The sequence below is a fragment of the Sedimentibacter acidaminivorans genome (assembly GCF_017873955.1).
Lineage (GTDB): Bacteria > Bacillota > Clostridia > Tissierellales > Sedimentibacteraceae > Sedimentibacter > Sedimentibacter acidaminivorans.
The window spans coordinates 1-22,981 of sequence record NZ_JAGGKS010000003.1; the positions used below are offsets into that span (position 1 = coordinate 1).

Genomic DNA, 22,981 nt, shown 5'->3' on the forward strand with positions numbered 1-22,981 from the left:
CAAAAAGAACCGTCCCCTGAGTTAACAAAAAGAACCGTCCCCTGAGTTAACAAAAAGAACCGTCCCCTGAGTTAACAAAAAGAACCGTCCCCTGAGTTAACAAAAAGAACCGTCCCCTGAACTGCGTATATTTAGACTCCGTAAAGCAGATACTCAGTTGGAAGTAATTCATTACCGTAATATCGTAGATAGAATTTGTAAGTTGGGTCTATTTCATCAATTATACGTGCTAGTTTCCATATATCCTCATGATTGTGATAGACGCTGAGAGCAAGCTTTGGGTGATTTTTTAGAATTTTTTTTCTTAATCCAATCAGTGCCTGCTCTTCTGCACCTTCGATATCCATTTTAATAAAAGTAACTTTTTCACTTATATCATCATCAATTGCCACAGTTTGAATTTTAATTTTTCCGCTTTCTGAGAGCTTGCCAGTTGAGGAAAATGTATCGTCTGTTAAAAATAGAGAACTGCTTTTATTGCTTGCGCCCTTTGATTTTACGATTACATTTTTTAAGTTTAATAATTCAATGTTTTTTTCAATGTAATCAATGTTTGAAGGCATAATCTCATAGCAATAGATTCTTTTATAGCATTCCTTGCCGAAAGTATTTATATAACTAACTAATGTATCTCCAATATAAGCCCCGATATCTAAAAAAACCTCATTTTTGTCACATTTAATTATATCCAGATCAAAATATTGATGGAATAAATTATCTTGTATTTGTTTTATTTTGTTGAAATCTGATAAAAGCCAGTAATAGAGGATATTAACCAGTATTTTTTTAGAGCGGTAGTCACATAGATGGCTATAAAGCCATTCAAAGTCTTGTATATGCTCTACAAGTGCACGAGCTCGATTGTCTGAAAGTTCAAAGATTCCTTTTTCAGGGTAAAAAGAACCCCATAGCTTATATTTGTTGTAGTAGTTTATTGTAGCAGTGTAATTAGGATAGTCCTTATTTCTAAAATATAGAAGGTTTGTTTTAATATCGTCATTGATTTGTGAAACATTTCTTTCTTTTATAAAATCTATTAAGCGTTTAAATTCTATATCAACTTCATTCATCATTGCTTTATTCACCTCAATAATTATTTTATTATATTATACAAGCAATGTTTTTGTTCTTATTTAATGTAAATAAAAATAAATTAATTTTAGTGTTTGATTTTAATAAGAATATGTGATATAATACCACAAAGAAGTTTTTTGACAGAAAGAGTGGGGTTTTTTCCCACTCTTTCTGATTGTAGACAATTGTAATAAAATATGGTTGTTCATCAACTTGCTTGATAATTAAAAAAAAGGAGATAATATGAGTAAAAATTCTATTGAATCATCTGTTTATAAAATTATGCAAGATATTATAGTATCTACAGCGTATGAAATAGTAGATGTAGAATATGTAAAAGAGGGGCCATTTAAATACTTAAAGGTATATATAGACAAACCAGAGGGTATAACAGTTGATGATTGTTCGGAAATAAGTCACATTTTAAGCAAAAAACTTGATGAGTTAGATTTTATAAGTGAACAGTACTTTTTAGAAGTTTCTTCACCTGGACTTGAGAGACCTTTCAAAACAGAGTCCGATTATATGGAAAACATCAATGAAAAGGTTGAAGTAAAGTTGTATAAACCTTTAGATGGTAAAAAAGTTATCACAGGTATATTGTTAGAAAAACAAGAAAATAATATAATGATTGATTCGGAAAATCAAATTATTACTATAGAATTAAAAGATATATCTAAAATAAATAGAACTATTGAGGACTTTTAGTGGAGGTTGAGAAATGAATAAGGATATATTAAGTGCATTAAGTGAACTTGAAAAAGAAAAGGGAATTCATCAGGACGTTGTATTAGAGGCAATTAGAGCTGCTTTAGAATCAGGATATAAAAAAAACTTTAGCAAATCAAATAATTTTTCTATTGATATAGATGAAAAAAATGGAGAATATAAATTATTTGCGGATAAAATAGTAGTTGAAAATGTTGAGAACAAAAATCAAGAAATAACTTTGCCGGAAGCTAGAGATATTAATCCTAATTATGAACTGGGTGACATAGTAAAAATTGAAATTAAACCAAAAAAAGATTTTGGCAGAATAGCAGCACAAACTGCTAGGCAGGTAATACTTCAAAAAATTCGTGAAGCTGAAAGAGAATCTATATATAGTGAATATTATGGAAGAGAATCAGATATATTGACTGGAGTTATACAAAGAGTTAACAAAGGAAATGTATATGTTGATCTTGGAAAAATTGAGGGTGTTTTAACACAAACAGAACAAATACCTAACGAGATTTATAATCAGGGTGATAGAATAAAAACAGTTATTGTAGAAGTTAAAAACACTGGAAAAGGTGCTAGTATAGTGCTTTCTAGGAGTCATCCAAATCTTGTAAAGAGATTATTTGAACTTGAAGTGCCTGAAATTCATGATGGCACAATTGAGATACATGCTATATCTAGAGAGGCTGGCTCAAGAACTAAAATTGCTGTATCAACAAATGATTCAAATGTGGATCCAGTTGGATCGTGTGTAGGTAATAAAGGATCTAGGGTAAAAAATATTATAGATGAAATATGTCAAGAAAAAATTGATATAATAATATTTGATAAAGATCCTGCTAAATTTATAGCAAATAGTCTCGGACCTGCTAAAATTTTAAAGGTTACGGTAAGTGAAAAAGAAAAAAGTGCTGTTGCAGTTGTACCTGACAATCAACTATCTCTTGCAATAGGTAAAGAAGGTCAAAATGCGAGACTTGCAGCAAAATTGACAGGTTGGAAAATTGACATTATAAGTGAGTTGCAGGAAGTACAGAGAAATTCAGAGGTGGAATAATGAAAACAAAAAAAATACCTATGAGAAAATGCATCGGTTGCATGGAAAGTTTCCCTAAGAAAGAATTGTGCAGGATTGTAAAAAATAAGGAAAATGAAGTAAAATTAGATTTAACAGGAAAAGTAAACGGTAGAGGAATTTATATCTGCAAAAATGCAGATTGCTTTGAGAAAGCAATAAAAACTAAGCGTTTAGCAAAATCCTTGGAAATGGAAATTCCTGAAAATATATATGAAGAGATTAAACAGGAGATATCAAAATATGAATAAAATATATTCAATGATTGGAATTGCTAGAAAAGGTGGCAAAATTTCAATAGGTTTTGATGTAACTTGTTTAGAAGTTCAAAAAAATAAAAGTAAATTAGTTATGATTGCAGTTGATGCATCAGAGAAAACTAAAAAAAATATTCAATTTGTTTGCGATAAGTATAATTGTGAATATATTGAATATGGAGAAAAGGAACTCCTTGGACAATGTCTGGGGAAAAAAATGGTGAGCGTATTGTCAATAAATGATGAAAACATAGTATCGTACGTATTATCAAACATATAATCCGGAGGTGGCTACATGAGAATATATGAACTAGCAAAAGAATTAAAAATGAATAGTAAAGATTTAGTAGTTGTGGCAGAAAAAGAGTTAGGGGTTAAAATTAAAAACCATATGAGCTCTATTTCTGATTTGGAGACTTTAAGAGTTAAAAAAGCTTTAAATGCAATTAACAATGGAAAAAGAACAAAGGTGGATAAATTAAGTAAAAATACTATTATAGATGAGGACCAATTGGTAGACGAAAAAATAGATATAAACGATGCTAAAATTAAAAAAATTGACAAAAAATTAATTACTCCTATGAGTAAACCTGCCCAATCAAAAACAGTTACATCAAAACCTGGCCAAAACAAGCAATCAGGCGGAAATAGTAACAATAACAATAACAATAATAATAACAATAAAAGCAAAAATAACAACAATACTAATAATAAAAACAATAATTATAAAGGTAAGAATAAAAATAAAAATTATAATAATAACAATTCTAACAAACCTGTTGAAGAAACAGAAAAAAAAGTTCAGCAAATTAAGGTTAAAAATATAGAAATTGAAGAACCTATAGTTGTAAGAGACTTAGCTGATAAAATAGGCGTTCCAGCAAACACATTAATATCAAAGCTTATATTGTTAGGTGTTATGGTAAACATGAATCAAGAAATTGATTTTGATACAGCATTACTAATATGTGAAGAACTTCATGTAAACTTAACTAAAAAAGAAGTTGTTGACGAATTACAAGTTATTGAAGCTTCAATTGAGCAGGATGATATTGATGACGAAAAAGATTTAGTTCCTAGATCACCTATAGTAACTGTTATGGGACACGTTGACCACGGTAAAACTTCACTCCTTGATGCAATGAGGAATACTGCTGTAACAAGTCAAGAGGCAGGCGGAATCACTCAACATATAGGAGCATCACAAATAGAAATAAATGGTAAGAAAATCACTTTTTTAGATACACCAGGGCATGAGGCTTTCACTTCAATGAGAGCAAGAGGAGCTAAAGTTACAGATATGGCAATTCTTGTAGTTGCTGCTGATGATGGTGTTATGCCACAGACAGTAGAAGCTATAAACCATGCAAAAGCGGCAGGAGTTCCAATTATAGTTGCTGTTAATAAAATTGACAAAGAAGCTGCAAATATTGATAGAGTTAAACAAGAACTTTCAGAACATGGAGTAATTTCTGAGGATTGGGGTGGAGACACAATATTTGTTCCTGTTTCAGCAAAAAATCGTATAGGAATTGAAGATTTATTGGAAATGATTTTACTTGTTGCAGAAGTTCAAGAATTAAAAGCTAATCCAAATAGAAGTGCAAAAGGTACAATAATCGAAGCTAAGCTTGATAAAAGAAGAGGTTCAGTAGCGACTGTTTTGATACAGAAAGGAACATTGAAAAAAGGTGATTTTGTTCTTGTTGGAAGTGCTTATGGTAAAGTTAGAGCAATGTTTAACAGTAAAGGAAAAAGAATTATTCAGGCAGGACCATCAGTTCCAGTAGAAATACTTGGACTTTCACAAACACCTTTGGCAGGGGACTCTTTAATAGTAATGAAATCTGAAAAGGATGCTAAAAATATAGCTGAAAAGCGTAAAGATAGAAGGCATATCGAAAATATGAATACTACTTCTAAGGTATCATTAGAAGATTTATATGATAGAATTCAAAAAGGTGAAGTTAAAGACCTTAATATAATAATTAAGGCAGATGTTAGTGGTTCAATAGAGGCTGTAAAACAGTCACTTCAAAAACAAAGTTTAGATGAAGTTAAGGTTAATCCAATACATGGTGGTGTTGGTGGAATCAATGAAAATGATGTTATGTTAGCATCTGCTTCAAATGCTATAATAATTGGATTTAATGTAAGACCATCTGTATCAGCTATGGAAGTTGCAAAAAGAGAAAATGTAGATATTCGTACCTACAATATAATCTATAATGCTATAGAGGATATTAAGTCTGCTGTTAAAGGTATGCTTGCACCTATATATAAAGAAGTTATAATGGGGAGAGCAGAAGTTAGAGCTACGTTTAAGGTGCCAAATGTAGGTATAGTAGCAGGAGTATATGTAACAAGCGGTAAGGTTACTAGAAAATCTAAAATAAGATTATTGAGAAACGATATAGTTATACATGATGGAGTGATCACATCACTTAAGAGATTTAAAGATGACGCTTCAGAGCTTAACACTAGCTTTGAGGGTGGAATAGGCTTAGAGAAGTATAATGATATCAAAGAAGGCGACGTAATGGAAGCCTATGTTATGGAAGAAATAAAAAGATAAATAATATATGGCAGAAAGAAGGTATGACATGTCAAAAAATAGAAATAATAGACTATCAGGGGAAATGAAGCGAGTAATAGCTGATATAATAAGAAAAGAAGTAAAGGATCCCCGCATATCTGATTTAATGAGTGTAACAGATGTAAATGTTACAGAAGATTTAAAATTTGCAAAAGTATATATTTCTGTATACGGTGATAGTGAGCCTACTTTAGAAGCATTGCAGAGTGCAAAAGGATTCATAAGAAGAGAAGTAGGAAGAAATATAAAAATGAGAATAACTCCTGAATTAATATTTGTTAAGGATGATTCCATTGAAAAAGGTATATATATGAGCAGTTTAATTGATAAAGTAATAAATAAAGAAGCGGGTAAAAGGGATGACAATGAAACTGAATCAGAATGATGTCAAAGAAATTTTTGAAATCATAGATAAATCAAATGATATCTGCATAGCGGGGCACAAAGGTCCTGACGGTGACTGTATAGGGTCTGTAATGGCCCTATATGAGCTTCTTAAGCCTACGAAAAAAAAAATTACTGTTTGTTTTGATGGTTCAATTCCATACAATTATAAATCGTTTGTAGATGAAGACATTTTAGCAAAAGAATATGATGGTTCGAAATATGACGTTGTAATAGTTCTTGATTGTAGCGATGTGGAAAGACTTGGAAAATATAAAGATATTTTAATTAATACTAAAAAGACTATATGTATAGACCATCATAAAACAAATATGAAATTTGCAGATATAAATATTATAAATGCTGATATTAGTTCAACGGGTGAATTGCTTTATAATATAATATTGTCAGCCGGTAAAGATAAAGATATAACAAAGAAAATAGCTGAATTTATTTACATAGCTATTTTAACAGATACTGGTAAATTTAGTTATTCTAGCACAAGTTCAAACACACATAAAGTGGCTTCGAATTTAATGGAAAAGGGTATAAATGTATCTGAAATAGATAATATAATTTTTAATTCTAAACCTTCTAATGTTGTGAAAGCATATATAGATTGTATATCGGGAATTAATTTATTTTTTGAGAGTAAGCTTGGCATTGCTTCTATAACTCAAAAAACAATAATTGAAAATAGTGTTGAAATGGGAGATGTAGCCGGTGTCGTTGAATTTATAAGAGAAATAAAAGAAGTTGAAGTATCTTGTGTGTTAAAAGAACACAAAAATTCTACGAAAGTTAGCCTTCGCTCAAAAAATAATATAGATGTTTCTGAAGTGTCTCTTAAGTATTCAGGTGGTGGTCATGCTAAGGCAGCAGGCTTTGAAATAAGTAAGGATGTTGAAACTACTAAGGAAATAATAATAAATGAATTTAGAAAATATTTTGGTGAGTAATGAATAATTTAAACAATGCTAGAAATGTAAATAATATAAATGGTATATTAAATATATTGAAACCAACAGGAATGACATCACATGATGTAGTGAGTCAGGTTAGAAAAATTTTAAATACAAAACATGTTGGACATGCAGGAACTCTAGATCCAAATGTGTCTGGAGTACTGGTTATTTGTGTTGGCAAAGGAACTAAATTTAGTGAAATACTGATGAATGGTGACAAAGAATACATATGTGAATTAATCTTGGGTAAAAAGACAGATACCCAAGATAGCTATGGTAAAATAGTTGAAGAACATAGTATACCTAGTTTCAATGAACAGTATATTTGTGATGTACTTAAATCATTTGAAGGAGAACAACTTCAAATTCCTCCTGCATACTCGGCAGTAAAGCTTAACGGAAAAAAATTGTATGAATATGCTAGAGAAAATATAGAGGTAAAAAAACCGGGCAAACCTGTAAATATAAAAGAGATTAAGCTTATAAAATTTAACCAGGATAGAGTACTTATGAAAGTAAAATGTACTAAAGGCACATATATGAGAACTCTTTGTAATGACATAGGTGAACATCTTGGAACCTTAGGGTATATGGGTGTTTTGGTTAGGACGGATGCAAAGGGTTTGAAAATAGAGGATTCAGTGTCTCTTGATGAACTTAAATTTCTATATAATAATAATAGGCTTAGTGAATGTCTTATACCGATTGATGAAATTTTTAAAATGGATAAAATATTTGTGGAAGATGAATATTATGATAAGCTTATTAATGGAAATGAAATAAAGTTTGATACAACTATATTAGATAGTAATGAATTTTTCATATATTGTAAGGATATGCTTATTGGTTTAGGGCATAAAACTAAAAATAATGAAGTTAAAATAAACAAAATGTTAATGTAAATTAGGTGGATAAGATGGTTGAGAAGTTTGATGCAGCATGTGTAGCCATAGGTAATTTTGATGGCATACATATAGGACATGACAAATTAATAACAAGAATGATAGAGCTAAGCAGGGAAAAAAAACAAAATAGTATTATTATTACTTTTAAATATATTAAAAAAGATTTGAAAAAATCAACAAAAAACTTAAAATATATAAATAGTTTTAATACTAAAATATTGTTGTTAAAGTCATATGATGTAACTGACATAGTTGAAATTGAACTAGATGAGCACATATCTAAATATTCACCAGAACAATTTATTAAAACTATTCTAATTGACAGATTTAATGCCAAAAATATTGTTGTGGGCTACAATTTTACTTTTGGATACAAAGCTATGGGAAATATAAATACTCTTAAGCAATTTGAGTGTGTTTATGACTATAAAGTTGAAGAAATTCCCCCTGTAAAGTTTAATGGTATTGCAGTTAGTAGTACGCTTGTTCGAAATTTGATTCAAGAGGGTAAAATACATGATGCTAATAAACTTTTAATTAATAATTACACAATTTTTTCAAAAGATATTGACATAAATTATAATAAAAATATCGGTTTTGTAGATAATAATAGCAGCATAATAATACCATCTGATGGTAGGTATAAAGTAAATATAGGGCAAGATATTGTATTTTTAACTATATGCACAAATAAGGAAGGTAGTGTTTTTACTTTCAATAAAGAAATTGAAAAAAATAAAGATATTATATTTTTATGTTAGAAAAATGTATTTTTTATTGAAATATTCCTAAAATTGTATTTACAAAAATATAAAAATGTGTTAGAATTTATTGTATTTCCTTAATCTATGTTTTATGATTCCTCAACGTAATACTTGGGTTAAGGTGAAAAAAATAATAATATGGAGGTACATAACAATGGTTATGACAAAGGAAGAAAAACAACAAATAATTGAGCAGTACAGATTAAATGAAAAGGACACAGGATCTCCTGAGGTACAAATAGCTGTATTGACTTATAGAATCAATAATTTAACTGAGCATTTAAAGTCAAATAAAAAAGATCACCACTCAAGAAGAGGTCTTTTACAAATGGTTGGTCAAAGAAGAGGTTTTCTTAACTATTTAAAAAATACTGAGATTGAAAGATATAGAAGTATTATTGCAAGATTAGGATTAAGAAGATAGTAAAAACTGGAGCGGGGGATTATTCCCGCTCCGTTGTTTATAAAAAATAAGGAGGTACTAATGGAGAAAATATTTAAATACATGCTTGCTGGAAAAGAATTGAAAGTAACTACTGGTAAAATAGCAGAACTTACAAATGGTTCATGTATAGTTCAGTATGGTGATACAGTTATAATGGCAAATACGGCTGCATCTAAGGAGCCAAGACAAGGTATAGATTTCTTTCCTTTGAGTGTTGACTATGAGGAAAAACTTTACTCTGTAGGCAAGATTCCAGGAGGTTTTATTAAAAGGGAAGGAAGACCAAGTGAAAAGGCAATACTTACATCACGCCTTATAGACAGACCACTTCGTCCTTTATTTCCAAAAGGATATAGAAATGATGTAACAGTTATAGTAACAGTATTATCTGTTGATCAAGATTGCTCACCTGAAATTGCTGGTATGATAGGATCATCTATAGCTTTAACTATATCTGATATACCGTTTGATGGCCCTACAGGAGCTGTAAATGTTGGATTACTTAATGGTGAATTAATTTTAAATCCAAATAGCAAACAAAGAGAAACAACAGATTTAGACTTAACAGTAGCAGGAACAAAAGATGCAGTAATGATGGTTGAAGCAGGAGCTAATGAAATTTCAGAAGCTAAAATGCTTGAAGCTATATTATATGCACACGATGAAATCAAAAAAATATGTGATTTCATTGAAGAAATCAAAGCTGAAGTTGGAAAAGAAAAAGGTACTTATGTTGCATATGTATGTGACGAAAATATTGAAAAAGAAATCAGAGAATATGCTTCTCCTTTAATCAATGAAGCTATAATTGTTGAAGATAAACTTGAAAGACAAACAAAAATTGATGCTTTTAAAGCAGATGCTAAAGTAATATTTTTAGAAAAATATCCTGAAAATAGTGTTGACATCGATGATGCTTTATACAAAATAGTAAAAGAAAAAGTTAGAGAAAATATTCTTGTTAGAGGTATACGACCAGATAACAGAACAATAGATGAAATTAGAAAAATATCATGTGAAGTTGGTTTGCTTCCTAGAACTCATGGTTCAGGACTTTTCACTAGAGGACAGACACAGGTATTAACTGTTGCAACACTTGGTGTTTCAAGTGATGAACAAACTATAGATGGTATTTCTGAAGAAACTTCAAAAAGATATATGCATCATTATAATTTCCCATCATATTCAGTTGGTGAAACTAGACCATCACGTGGTCCTGGAAGAAGAGAAATCGGTCATGGAGCATTGGCAGAAAGAGCATTAGTCCCTGTTATACCAAGCATTGATGATTTCCCATACACGATAAGATTAGTATCAGAAGTATTAAGCTCAAATGGTTCAACATCACAAGCAAGCGTATGTGGAAGTACTTTATCACTTATGGATGCAGGTGTGCCTATTAAAGCTCCAGTAGCAGGTGTTGCTATGGGTCTTGTAAAAGAAGGCGACAATGTTGTAGTCCTTACTGACATTCAAGGTATGGAAGATTTCTTAGGTGATATGGACTTTAAAGTTGCAGGAACTGCCGAAGGTATAACTGCGATACAAATGGATATGAAAGTACATGGTATAGATAAACAAGTATTAACAAATGCTTTAGATAAAGCACATGTTGGAAGAATGTTTATTCTTGGAAAAATGCTTGCATGTATTGATAAACCAAGAGAAGAAGTTTGCCAGTATGCACCTAAAATAATCAAAATGTCTATTAAACCTGATAAAATTAGAGATGTTATCGGTGCTGGTGGCAAGGTAATTAATAAAATTATCGAAGAGACTGGAGTTAAAATCGATATTGAAGATGATGGTTCAGTTTTAATAGCTGCTGAAAATGTTGAAAGCGCTTATAAAGCTAAAAAAATTATTGAAGATATTATAAAAGAAATTGAAGTAGGCGAAATAATATTAGGTAAAGTAGTAAGAATAACTACATTTGGTGCATTTGTTGCCCTTACTGATAATAAAGATGGATTGCTTCATATATCACAAATTTCTGATAAGAGAATAAATAAAGTTGAAGATGTATTGAACATTGGAGATGAAATTCTAGTAAAGGTAACTGAAATTGATCAGCAAGGAAAGATTAAACTTTCTAGAAAAGATGCTCTTAAAGAAAAAGAAGAAAATAAATAGTCTAAATAATTATTAAACATAAGATAACAAATATCATTTAATGTATATGAAATTTGTTATTTTTTATTGTAATTTATGTAAAAATTTGCTATTATAAAATAACTATGTTATAAAAAATATTATATATCATAAATAAACTCTATTAATAATACATATAATTAAAAGGGGGATTTTTATGAGATTTTTTTGTAATGGTATAGTATTTATAAGAAGGATTATTATAATAGTTTTTATAATCATAATTATTATTTTGCTTATAATTGGAAGAATAAACTCAAAGAAAATGAGGGTATTCAACGAAGATGTAAATGATGGATTTGTTATTCAAAGAGGAACTAGTGATGATAAAATAGTATCATTTGCATGCAATGTTGATTGGGGCAATGAGTATATAGATTCAATACTTAACATGCTTGATAAATATGATGTTAAAATTACATTTTTTATTACTGGAAGGTGGGCTTATGAATATCCAGGTATAGCTCAAAAAATTGCTTCCCGTGGTCATGAAATAGGTAATAATGGATATTATAATAAATCATACGGGAACTTATCATATGATGATGCACTTTTAGATATAAAAAAATCAGATGAATTACTTAGGGAATTGACAGAATATGATATTAAGCTTTTTTCACCGCCGTCTAGTTCTTATAATGATAATGTAATAAAAGCAGCTATTAATTTAGGATACCCAGGAATAGTAATAGCATCTATTGATACAATGGATTGGAAAAAAAATATTACAGCAGATGATGTTTATAAAAATATTCTAAATAAAATTAATGGTGGAGATATAATTTTGATACATCCTACTAAAAGTACTTCAGATTCTCTAAGTAATATAATTGGAGAATTACTAATACAACATTATAAAATTTTACCTATAAGCGAAATGTTAAAAAAATAATAATAAGATTAATACACTAGAATTTACATACGGAGGAAATATGATAAACAAATATACACTAGATAATGGATTGAGAATAGTTGCAGAAAAAATAGATTATGTAAAATCAGCTTCTATTGGAATATGGGTTAAGGTTGGTTCTAATAATGAGGATAATGATACGAATGGATTATCTCATTTTATCGAGCATATGCTTTTTAAAGGAACAGAAAATAGGAAAGCTAATAAAATAGCAGAAGATATAGATAATATAGGTGGTCAAATAAATGCATTTACTAGCAAAGAATACACTTGCTTTTATGTTAAAGTATTAGATGAAAATATAAATGATGCGGTTGATGTATTATCTGATATGTTTTTTAACTCTTTATTTCAACAAGAAGAAATAGAAAAAGAAATTTCAGTTGTAATAGAAGAAATAAAGATGTATGAAGATTCACCAGAGGATGTGGTTCATGATAAAATAACTGAAATTGTTTTTGATAAAAGTCCAATGGCATATAGTATCCTTGGTACAGAAAAGAACTTAAGAACATTTAATACAAAAAAAGTTATAGATTTTATGAGAAAGAATTATTCTCCATACAATACAGTAATGGCAATTGCAGGGAATTTTGATGAAGAAAACTTTATAGAATTAATAAAAGATAAATTTGAGCATTGGCAGAATGAAAATGCTTCTTTAATTTATATGGACGGTGAATATGAAAGAAAAATTATAGGGGTTAATAAAGAATTAGAACAGCTTCATATGTGTATAGGAAATAAAACTATTGGAAGACATGATCCTTATTACTATCCATTATTAGTTTTAAACAATATATTTGGCGGTACTATGAGTTCGCGAATTTTTCAAGAAGTTAGAGAAAAAAAGGGACTTGTTTATTCAATTTATTCTTTTGTTTCTAATTATACAAATAGTGGGATTTTTAGTATCTATGCAGGAATGTCCTATGACCAAGTAGAAGATGCTTTAAGAACAATTTTTAAAGAAATGACAAGCATGAAAAATGGAAATATTACTTTAGAGGAATTTAATCGTGCTAAACAACAGATAAAAGGAAATTATATCTTAGGTCTTGAAAGTACATCGAGTAGGATGTCTTCTATTGGTAGAAGAGAACTTATATACGATGAGGTTGTATATCCTGAAGATATAATAAAAAGTATTAATGATGTAAAGTATGAAGATGTATTAAAAATAACTAATGATTTGTTTGATATTAATAAATTGAGTATTACTTACACTGGAAATTTAAATAAACATAAAGATTTAGATGATAAAATTAATAAAATACTAGGAGAAGATTATGAAAGTTAAGATTGTAAAGAAAAACCAGTTTAAACTGCCAGAGTATGAAACAAAGGGTTCAGCAGGAGTTGACCTACAAGCAAATGTTGATTGTGCTGTAATATTAAAACCTATGGAAAGAAAGTTGATACCAACAGGATTGTTTGCTGAGATACCAGAAGGTTATGAAGCTCAAGTAAGGGCAAGAAGTGGTCTTGCAATAAAACATGGAATAAGCTTAGTAAATGGTATTGGTACTATAGATTCTGACTATAGGGGTGAAATAAAAGTTATTTTAATAAATCTTGGAAATGAAGATTTTACTATTAATAGTGGTGATAGAATAGCACAGATGGTTTTTATAAAGCATGAACAGGCAGATTTTGAATTAGTAGAAGAACTGAATGACACTGAAAGAGGTTCAGGAGGATTTGGACATACAGGAGTATAAAAATATTAGGGGGATTTTTATGAAGCTGAGTGAATTGTATAATAAGGAAATAATAAATATTGATACCGGAGAAAACTTGGGAATATTTGGTGATTGCGATTTGATTATTGACGAAAAGACTGGAGAAATAATAAATTTTGTTTCAGGACAATCAACTGGATTTGGATTTTTTAAGGAACAAAAGAGAAAAGAAGTAATGTGGAAAAGCATAAAAAAAATAGGTAGTGATATGATAATAATTGAAAATGAATAAAATATTAATTAATTAGAGAAATAATATATATTTAGCTTAATATATATTATTTTTATTATGTATAAAATAAATAAAATTCCAAAGAATAATCATGAAGGAATAACCTGATTATTTAATTTGGAGGATATAATGGCAAACAATAATATTGAGCAATCTATATACAACAAAATTAGTAAAGAATTAAATAGTACAAATCAACAAATGTTCAATAATCAAATGCAAAATACTAGCAAACAGCCAAAATTTAATGCTAGACAGGAAAGTTTAAATAATAATCAAATTTTTAATAAGCAAAAAGGAGATAATAACAATAATGATTCTGATGAATCAATTGAAAATGTTAAACAATTAGGAAGTGTAACTGATGTAAATCCAGTTAAAGATATTTGTTTTATAAGTATTATAGGTGAAATAGAGGGACACACTTCTTTACCACCACAAAGCAAAACTACAAAGTATGAGCATATTATACCAATGATAATAGGTGCAGAGATGGACCCTGAAATTAAAGGAATTCTACTTTTGATAAATACAGTAGGTGGTGATGTGGAAGCCGGTCTAGCTATTTCAGAGTTAGTTTCAAGCATATCAAAACCAACTGTGTCATTAGTGTTAGGTGGTGGACACAGCATTGGAACAGCCCTTGCTGTATCAGCGAAATACTCTATGATTGTACCAACAGGAACTATGACAATACATCCAATTAGAACAAATGGATTTGTAATTGGAGTACCTCAAACATTTAGATACTTCCAAAAGATGCAAGAACGTATAACTAACTTTATTGTAAATAATTCGAATGTAAATAGAGATGCCTTATTGCAATATATGTATGATACTGATGAAATCGCAAATGATGTTGGAACAGTTTTAAATGGAGATGAAGTAGTTGATATTGGTCTTATTAATGAAATAGGTGGATTTAGTGCTGCAATGAGTGTATTGCGTAATTTAATAGACAATAATGAACAACAACAAAATAATTAAATAGTAGAATATATATAACTGAATACTATTAAATAATAATTGCGAATTAGCAATATTGTATGATATAATCATAATATAAAAGAAATATTTAGGGGGACAATATTTTTAAAGGTGGATGAAATGGCTAAAGCACAAAACAATGAAACAAAACAAAAAAGTGCTGTTAAAAAAACAGCACAAAAAAGAAGTACAAGCACGACTAAAAAAACTAGTGATGCAAAGCTTCAACTTTTAAAAAAAGAAATTTCAGGTATATTTATTATTGCGTTTGCAGTGTTTTTAATTTTTATTACACATAAGGAATCTCAAACAGGAATAATAGGAAAAACAATTAATGTATTTATAATATCTTTATTAGGAAAAGGAGCAAATGTACTTCCATATGCAATATTATTAATAGGAGTTATGAGACTTTTAAATATTGTTATATTGGATGATAAAAATCAAATTATAGCAGTATTTGGTTTTTTTGTTTGTTATATAATGTATACTGCATTAATGGATACCAGAATATATACAATGCTTGTTGGAGTTGTTAATTTTAAAGAAATGATCACTAGTTCAATTTTCTTTGGAAAAAGTAATTTAGGTGGGGGAATTCTTGGTAATATACTTACATACATATGTGTTAAGCTTCTTGGAAAAAATGGAACCATAATAATATTAGGGACCATGATATTTACATTTACCATACTCATTACAAATCAAAGTATTATTGGTGGGGCAACAAAAATAATAAATTGTATAAAGAAAATATTAAAAACTATATATAACTTTATATTTATTGAATTTGATTATGATGATAGTGATGAAAAATTAAATAAAAAAGTTAAAAAGTATAAAAATAGTAATAAAATTATAGAAAATAACGTTGATTCTGATGAAAATATTCGAGTTTTTGACTATTCAAATAATCAAAAATTAAATAGCGAAATTACTCAATTAAAAATAGATGGATTGAAAAAAGCAGATATAATTAAAGATTCTTTTGGTGTTAATGATGAAAATAAAGTTGATTGTCCAATCGAACAATCTGAAAGTGAAATTAAAAAAGAAATCCCATCTAAAGATGGATCAAAAAAAACTGTTAAGGATAATAAGTTTGTTGAAAAAGAAATTACAGATGATATTATTAATATCGCTGGCAATCCATCAGAAAATTTAATAAAATACAAGCTTCCATCACCAACATTATTAGACCCTACTCCAGGACATGTGAAGGGAGATAAAGAGGATCTTCGAAAAGAGGCTGAAAAGCTTATTGAAACATTATCTAACTTCAATATACAATGCAATATATTACAAATAAACAAAGGACCTACTATAACAAGATATGAACTTCAACCTGCACCTGGAATTAAAGTTAGTAGAATAACTAGTCTAACAAATGATTTAGCTTTAAGCTTAGCTACATCAGAAATAAGAATTGAAGCACCAATACCAGGTAAATCAGCTATAGGTATTGAAGTTCCGAATAAAGTTAAAACAAGTGTATTCTTGAGAAATCTTATTGAATCTAAAGATTATAAATCAGTAAATACTAATATACCATTTGCACTTGGAAAAGACATAGCAGGCAAAAATATAATAGCAAGTATAGAAAAAATGCCACATCTTCTCATTGCAGGTGCTACGGGTTCAGGAAAAAGTGTGTGTATAAATTCATTAATAATGAGTATTCTTTATCGTGCTAAACCAGATGAAGTTAAACTTATATTAATTGATCCAAAGGTTGTTGAACTTAGCATTTATAATGGAATACCACATTTGTTAATACCAGTTGTTACAGACCCACGAAAAGCTTCAAATGCTTTAAATTGGGCGGTTTCAGAGATGACAAATAGATATAAGTTGTTTGCACAAAATAGCGTGAGAGATATTTTATCATATAATGATAAAATGGTTAAAGACGGATTTGATAAAATGCCTCAAATTGTTATTGTTATAGATGAACTTGCGGATTTAATGGCAGTTGCTTCTTCAGAAGTTGAGGAATGTATAACAAGAATCGCTCAGCTTGCTAGAGCATGCGGTATACATTTGGTTATAGCCACTCAGAGGCCTTCTGTGGATGTTATAACAGGTGTTATCAAAGCAAATATACCATCAAGAATTGCTTTTGCTGTGTCTTCATATATTGATTCTAGGACCATTCTAGATACAAGTGGAGCAGAAAAACTCCTTGGTAAAGGTGATATGCTATATCATCCAATGGGAATGGCAAAACCAATTAGAATACAAGGTACTTTTATATCGGATGATGAAATAAAGCGTGTCGTAGATAATATAAGAGAACAACAAATAGAAATTAAAACACAAAAATCTAATGAAATAATTGAAGAAATAGAAAAGACACCAACTCCAAAAGAAAAAGTTGATGAGTTTTTAGAACAAGCAGTTGAAATGGTAGTAAACGAAGGTCAAGCATCTGCATCTTATATTCAAAGAAAATTTAAAGTTGGATATTCAAGAGCTGCTAGGATTATAGACCAGTTAGAAGAAAGAGGTATCGTAGGTGGACATGAAGGAAGTAAACCTAGGAAAGTATTAATTACAAAAGAGGAATTAGAAGAAATGAAAGGAAACCAATAATGAAAAAAATATATGTTGAGTCACTTGGTTGTTCAAAAAATCTTGTGGATTCAGAAAATATAATAGGGATTTTGTCAAATAAGGGGTATGAAGTTACCGAATACGCTGATAAAGCAGACTATATAATAATAAATACTTGTTCGTTTATAAACGATGCAAAAGAAGAGTCAATTAATTCCATAATAAGTGCAGTGCAAATAAAAAGCGAAGAAAAGAAAAAAATATCAATAATAGTTACAGGCTGCTTATCTCAGCGCTACGGTGAAGATCTAAAAAAAGAGATTCCTGAAATAGATATTATTATAGGAACAACTGGATTCCAGAACATTGACGAGTTCATTGAAAAATATGAAAAAGAAAAAAATATAATATGTGATGTAACTATTGATTATGAAATAAAAGAAGATTTGCCAAGAAATATGTTAACACCAAATTATTACGCATATCTTAAAATATCTGAGGGATGCGATAATCATTGCACGTATTGTGTTATCCCTAAATTAAGGGGTAAATATAGAAGTAGAAAAATTGAAAATATTGTAAATGAAGCAAAAATACTCGCAGAACAAGGTGTAAAAGAAATAATTCTTATAGCACAGGATACAAGTAAATATGGTGTTGATTTATATAAAGAGAAAAAACTACATGAATTAATTAAGCAATTATCCGATATAAAAGGTATAGAGTGGATTAGAATTCATTATTTATATCCTGAAGATATTTATGATGAATTGATAAACGAATTTAAAAATAATGATAAACTTCTTAACTATTTTGATATACCACTTCAACATGTGAATGATGATATTTTAAAGAGAATGAATAGAAAAACAAATAAACAGCAGATAGTTGACCTTATTACGAAAATAAAAAAAGAAGTGGATGGTGCAGTAATTAGAACTTCTCTTATAACTGGATTTCCAGGTGAAACAGAAGAGAATCATGAGGAATTAAAAACATTTTTAGAAGAGTATAAATTAGATAGGGTAGGTATATTTAAATATTCAAGAGAAGAAAATACACCAGCTTATAAGTTTCCAAATCAAATAAGTGAAGAAACGATGGAAATAAGACATGGTGAATTAATGGAACTGCAACAAAGTATTTCATATGAAAAGAACTTTAATAAAGTAGGGAATGTTTACGATGTTTTAATTGAGGAACATGATATTGAAAAAATATATATAGGTAGAACATATATGGATTCAGTTGATATTGATGGTTGTGTATATGTAACATCAGATAAAAAGTTAACTATAGGCAACATGTATAAAGTTAAAATAAATGATGCCTTAGAATATGATTTAATAGGAGATGTGATTCTATGAACTATTTAAAAACAATGAATTTACCTAACAAGCTGACATTATTAAGAATACTGCTCATTCCTTTGTTCCTTTTTTTCCTTTTTATTAGTGGAGGTGTATTTAGATTTTTGCCACTTTTGATTTTTATAGGTGCAGCGGTTACAGATGCTATAGATGGACATATTGCAAGAAGGGACAATTTAATAACTGATTTTGGTAAATTCATGGATCCGTTAGCAGATAAATTGCTCACTGCTTCTGCTTTCATAGCATTTGTTGAAATTGGTTACTTGAGTTCTTGGATTGTTGTCCTGATTATTTCTAGAGAATTTCTTATATCAGGATTTAGAACATTAGCAGCATCAAAAGGTGTTACTATTGCAGCTAATAATTGGGGTAAGGTTAAAACTATATTTCAAATGCTTTTAATAATAATTCTTTTAATGGATTATACTGGGTATATAGGATTTGTTAGTCCTTCAATAACACCACTTATTATAATAACTGTTTTATTGACTATTATATCTGGAGCAACATATATTTATGATAATTTAAATGTAATTAAGTAATTTTAAACATAAAGAAGTTGTTGACAAAAAGCAATGTATTATATATAATAATATCAATGAACAAATGTTCTAGAAAAGGAGTTGCGGCATGGAAAAAGATAAGGATAAAGTAAAAGATAAAGATAAAGATAAAGCTCTTGAGGTTGCTATAGCTCAAATTGAAAAGCAATTTGGAAAAGGTTCAATAATGAAGCTAGGCGAAAATGCTAAAATGAATGTTGAATCAATATCCACTGGATCACTTCCGCTTGATATAGCAACAGGAATTGGTGGAGTACCTAAGGGAAGGATTGTTGAAATATATGGTCCTGAATCATCTGGTAAAACTACCTTAACACTACATATTGTTGCTGAAGCACAAAAGAAGGGTGGAATAGCAGCGTTTATAGATGCAGAACATGCATTAGATCCAGCGTATGCTAGAAATCTTGGCGTAAAAATAGATGATTTAATTATATCACAGCCTGATACTGGTGAACAAGCACTTGAAATAACTGAAGCACTAGTAAGAAGTGGAGCAATTGATATAGTTGTTGTAGACTCCGTTGCAGCCTTGGTACCAAAAGCTGAAATAGATGGAGAAATGGGAGATTCCCACATAGGTTTGCAAGCAAGGCTTATGTCACAAGCCCTTAGAAAACTTGCAGGAGCAATTAGTAAATCTAATTGTGTTGTAGTATTTATAAATCAGTTGCGTGAAAAGGTTGGTATAATGTTTGGAAGTCCTGAAACAACAACTGGAGGAAGAGCATTAAAGTTTTATGCATCTATGAGATTTGATATTAGAAAAATAGAAACATTAAAAAAGGGTGACGATGTTTTCGGAAGTAGGACAAGAGTTAAAGTTGTAAAAAATAAAATGGCACCTCCTTTTAAACAAGCAGAATTTGATATAATTTATGGAAAAGGTATATCCATAGAAGGTTGTATTCTTGACATGGGGGTAGAAGCAGGAATAGTAAACAAGTCAGGTGCATGGTATTCATATGAGGGAAATAGATTAGGACAAGGTAGAGATAATTCAAAAGACTATATGAAAGATAATCCAGAGCTACTGGAAGAAATAGAAAAAAAAATAAGAGAAAAATATGCACTCGATCAGGTTTCTGTAAAAGTAGATCCAACAGAAGATAAAGAAAAATTAGATGATAAATAATAAATCATAAAATTAAAATTTATAAAATAAAAAAAGATATCACTTTTGATTTGTGTAAAATAAAGTGGTATCTTTTTTATTTAAAGTACAAATTAAGTTACTGATAAAAAATTATGTAAACAATAATATGTTTAAAGTATGATTTTAATTGATATTAAATGTTTTTTAGTCTAGAAGATACATTTTTAATAAAAAATTAATAAAATGTTAATAAAAACCTTAGCGTTTATACATTATTTCTTGACATTATAGCAAAAAAAATATAAAATATATGTAGTATTCAAGTAAAAAGAAATAACTTTTACTATTTTTTAATATATCTTAAAAGATAACATTTTATATCGTTTCAAGGTTAATATTTATGAAATGTAAGATAAATGTATATATTTCGTAGCTTGAAAATTTAATAATAGGAGGTGCTGAATTGTTCACTAATATAGTAGTAGGTATTATCTCTGCAATAATAGGTATATTAATAGGCGTTTTAATACGTAAAAATATAGCTGAAAAACTAATAGGTAGTGCTGAAGAAGAAGCTAAGAAGTTAATAGAGGAAGCAAAAAGAGATGCTGAAGCGAAGAAAAGAGAAGTGCTTGTAGAAGCAAAAGATGAAGCACACAGAATAAGAAATGAATACGAAAGAGAAAACAAAGAAAGAAGAAATGAATTACAAAGATCAGAAAAGAGATTAATTAAAAAAGAAGAAATGCTAGATTCAAAAAGTTTAATGGTTGAAAGAAAAGAAGAAACACTTCAAAAGAAATTAAAAGATATTGAAACTAAGCAAATCAAGTTATCTGCTATTCATGAAAAACAAAACGAAGAATTAGAAAGAATTTCTGGATTGTCTACAGAAGAAGCAAAACATATGTTAATCAACAATATTAAAAAAGAAGCTGAGCAAGAAGCTTCAATTGCGGTTAAAGACATTGAAAGAGGAGCCAAAGAAACTGCTGAACGAAAAGCACGTGAGATAATTACATATGCTATTCAAAAATGTTCTGCAGATCATGTAGCGGAAACAACTGTATCTGTTGTTGACTTACCTAATGATGAAATGAAGGGTAGGATAATAGGTAGAGAAGGCAGAAATATTAGGGCACTTGAACAATTAACAGGTATAGATATAATAATAGATGATACACCAGAAGCGGTAGTAATATCTGGATTTGACCCTATTAGAAGAGAAATTGCTAGATTAGCACTCGAAAAATTAATAGCTGATGGAAGAATTCATCCAGCTAGAATTGAAGAAATGGTTGAAAAATCTAAAAAAGAAATAGAGCAGCAAATAAAAGATGAAGGTGAACAAGCAACATTTGATACAGGTGTTCACGGACTCCATCCTGAACTTATAAGATTACTAGGTAGACTGAAATTTAGAACAAGCTATGGTCAAAATGTTTTGAAACATTCTATAGAAGTATCTCATCTAGCAGGAATAATGGCTGCTGAATTAGGCGCAGACGTTAAAATTGCTAAAAGAGCAGGACTATTACATGATATCGGTAAGGCTGTTGACCACGAAGTAGAAGGTCCTCACGTAACAATAGGTGAAGATTTAGCAAGAAAATATAAAGAAAATAAAGCAATATTGCATGCTATAGGTGCACATCACGGAGATGTAGAGCCTCAAACTGTAGAAGCAGTTTTAGTTCAAGCGGCAGATGCAATATCTGCAGCAAGACCAGGAGCAAGAAGGGAAACTCTTGAAACATATATAAAACGTTTAGAAAAATTAGAAGAAATTTCGAATTCATTTGAAGGTGTTGAGAAATCATTCGCAATACAAGCAGGAAGAGAAATTCGTATAATGGTAAAACCAGAAGTTACAAATGATACAAGTATTATACTTATCGCAAAAGATATAGTTAAGAAAATTGAAGCTGAAATGGAATATCCAGGACAAATTAAAGTAAATGTAATTAGAGAATCAAGGGCAATTGAATACGCAAAATAGAAAGATATGGAAGTAAACGAAGTATTTGTTTACTTCTTTTTAATTTAGATATAAAATAAAGATGCCATAACCCTATTTTTTAGAGTTTTTTTTCTAAAAAATAGCGGTAGGTCATTCGCAACGAATTCCAAAAATATACGACCAAAGGGAGTAAATATTTTTGTGAATGAGACTGCGGAACTCA

22 protein-coding genes are annotated in these 22,981 nt (G+C 29.5%); 21 read left to right on the forward strand and 1 reads right to left on the reverse strand.

From position 1 onward, the window contains the following. Positions 1-131: 131 nt before the first annotated feature. Positions 132-1,073 carry an FkbM family methyltransferase gene (locus tag J2Z76_RS05615; RefSeq protein ID WP_209511043.1) on the reverse strand — a complete coding sequence of 314 codons (942 nt, stop codon included), beginning with the start codon at positions 1,071-1,073 and terminating at the stop codon, positions 132-134. Between the two features lie 244 nt (positions 1,074-1,317). Between J2Z76_RS05615 and J2Z76_RS05620 the strand changes: the two genes are divergently transcribed. The 21 genes from J2Z76_RS05620 (at position 1,318) to rny (ending at position 22,797) form a co-directional block, all read left to right on the forward strand. Next, the gene (locus J2Z76_RS05620; RefSeq protein WP_209511044.1) at positions 1,318-1,782 is read left to right on the forward strand and encodes a ribosome maturation factor RimP; all 465 of its coding nucleotides are present in this window, start codon (positions 1,318-1,320) and stop codon (positions 1,780-1,782) included. A 13-nt stretch (positions 1,783-1,795) separates the two neighbouring features. After that, on the forward strand, positions 1,796-2,854 hold the full coding sequence (nusA, locus tag J2Z76_RS05625) for a transcription termination factor NusA (protein ID WP_209511045.1): 1,059 nt from the start codon (positions 1,796-1,798) through the stop codon (positions 2,852-2,854). Then, positions 2,854-3,123, forward strand: a complete 270-nt coding sequence (gene rnpM, locus J2Z76_RS05630; RefSeq protein WP_209511046.1) for an RNase P modulator RnpM — start codon at positions 2,854-2,856, stop codon at positions 3,121-3,123. The genes nusA and rnpM overlap by 1 nt, the downstream gene beginning before the upstream one ends. Next, positions 3,116-3,409 (forward strand): L7Ae/L30e/S12e/Gadd45 family ribosomal protein, encoded by a 294-nt coding sequence (locus tag J2Z76_RS05635; RefSeq protein WP_209511047.1) that lies wholly within the window; start codon positions 3,116-3,118, stop codon positions 3,407-3,409. The genes rnpM and J2Z76_RS05635 overlap by 8 nt, the downstream gene beginning before the upstream one ends. Before the next feature lie 15 nt (positions 3,410-3,424). Next, positions 3,425-5,704: a translation initiation factor IF-2 gene (infB, locus tag J2Z76_RS05640; RefSeq protein WP_209511048.1), complete on the forward strand. Its 2,280-nt coding sequence runs from the start codon at positions 3,425-3,427 to the stop codon at positions 5,702-5,704. A 28-nt stretch (positions 5,705-5,732) separates the two neighbouring features. Further along, entirely contained in the window at positions 5,733-6,110 is a 378-nt protein-coding gene (gene rbfA / locus J2Z76_RS05645; RefSeq protein WP_209511049.1) for a 30S ribosome-binding factor RbfA, read from the forward strand. After that, the gene (locus J2Z76_RS05650) at positions 6,091-7,068 is read left to right on the forward strand and encodes a DHH family phosphoesterase (protein ID WP_209511050.1); all 978 of its coding nucleotides are present in this window, start codon (positions 6,091-6,093) and stop codon (positions 7,066-7,068) included. The genes rbfA and J2Z76_RS05650 overlap by 20 nt, the downstream gene beginning before the upstream one ends. Next, entirely contained in the window at positions 7,068-7,976 is a 909-nt protein-coding gene (truB, locus tag J2Z76_RS05655) for a tRNA pseudouridine(55) synthase TruB (protein WP_245210353.1), read from the forward strand. Before J2Z76_RS05650 ends, truB begins: the two co-directional genes overlap by 1 nt. Before the next feature lie 14 nt (positions 7,977-7,990). Further along, complete coding sequence (locus J2Z76_RS05660; protein ID WP_209511051.1) at positions 7,991-8,740, forward strand: FAD synthetase family protein; 750 nt, start codon at positions 7,991-7,993, stop codon at positions 8,738-8,740. A 157-nt stretch (positions 8,741-8,897) separates the two neighbouring features. Further along, a complete protein-coding gene (gene rpsO / locus J2Z76_RS05665) occupies positions 8,898-9,167 on the forward strand; it encodes a 30S ribosomal protein S15 (RefSeq protein ID WP_209511052.1) in 270 nt (89 codons plus the stop codon). A gap of 60 nt (positions 9,168-9,227) precedes the next feature. Then, positions 9,228-11,321, forward strand: coding sequence for a polyribonucleotide nucleotidyltransferase (locus J2Z76_RS05670; RefSeq protein WP_209511053.1), 2,094 nt, complete (start codon positions 9,228-9,230; stop codon positions 11,319-11,321). Positions 11,322-11,496: 175 nt separating this feature from the next. Further along, positions 11,497-12,231, forward strand: coding sequence for a polysaccharide deacetylase family protein (locus J2Z76_RS05675; protein WP_209511054.1), 735 nt, complete (start codon positions 11,497-11,499; stop codon positions 12,229-12,231). 40 nt (positions 12,232-12,271) lie between these two features. Further along, the gene (locus J2Z76_RS05680; protein WP_209511055.1) at positions 12,272-13,552 is read left to right on the forward strand and encodes a M16 family metallopeptidase; all 1,281 of its coding nucleotides are present in this window, start codon (positions 12,272-12,274) and stop codon (positions 13,550-13,552) included. Beyond that, complete coding sequence (gene dut / locus J2Z76_RS05685; protein ID WP_209511056.1) at positions 13,542-13,973, forward strand: dUTP diphosphatase; 432 nt, start codon at positions 13,542-13,544, stop codon at positions 13,971-13,973. The genes J2Z76_RS05680 and dut overlap by 11 nt, the downstream gene beginning before the upstream one ends. Positions 13,974-13,992: 19 nt before the next feature. Further along, positions 13,993-14,226, forward strand: a complete 234-nt coding sequence (locus J2Z76_RS05690; protein ID WP_209511057.1) for a YlmC/YmxH family sporulation protein — start codon at positions 13,993-13,995, stop codon at positions 14,224-14,226. Between the two features lie 129 nt (positions 14,227-14,355). Then, positions 14,356-15,213: a ClpP family protease gene (locus J2Z76_RS05695; protein ID WP_425347558.1), complete on the forward strand. Its 858-nt coding sequence runs from the start codon at positions 14,356-14,358 to the stop codon at positions 15,211-15,213. 120 nt (positions 15,214-15,333) lie between these two features. After that, the gene (locus J2Z76_RS05700; RefSeq protein WP_209511058.1) at positions 15,334-17,805 is read left to right on the forward strand and encodes an FtsK/SpoIIIE family DNA translocase; all 2,472 of its coding nucleotides are present in this window, start codon (positions 15,334-15,336) and stop codon (positions 17,803-17,805) included. Continuing rightward, on the forward strand, positions 17,805-19,133 hold the full coding sequence (gene rimO, locus J2Z76_RS05705) for a 30S ribosomal protein S12 methylthiotransferase RimO (protein ID WP_209511059.1): 1,329 nt from the start codon (positions 17,805-17,807) through the stop codon (positions 19,131-19,133). Before J2Z76_RS05700 ends, rimO begins: the two co-directional genes overlap by 1 nt. Beyond that, positions 19,130-19,681, forward strand: a complete 552-nt coding sequence (pgsA, locus tag J2Z76_RS05710) for a CDP-diacylglycerol--glycerol-3-phosphate 3-phosphatidyltransferase (RefSeq protein WP_245210354.1) — start codon at positions 19,130-19,132, stop codon at positions 19,679-19,681. Before rimO ends, pgsA begins: the two co-directional genes overlap by 4 nt. An 88-nt stretch (positions 19,682-19,769) precedes the next feature. Then, positions 19,770-20,837 carry a recombinase RecA gene (gene recA, locus J2Z76_RS05715; protein ID WP_209511060.1) on the forward strand — a complete coding sequence of 356 codons (1,068 nt, stop codon included), beginning with the start codon at positions 19,770-19,772 and terminating at the stop codon, positions 20,835-20,837. A gap of 424 nt (positions 20,838-21,261) precedes the next feature. Next, positions 21,262-22,797: a ribonuclease Y gene (rny, locus tag J2Z76_RS05720; protein WP_209511061.1), complete on the forward strand. Its 1,536-nt coding sequence runs from the start codon at positions 21,262-21,264 to the stop codon at positions 22,795-22,797. Positions 22,798-22,981 lie beyond the last annotated feature (184 nt).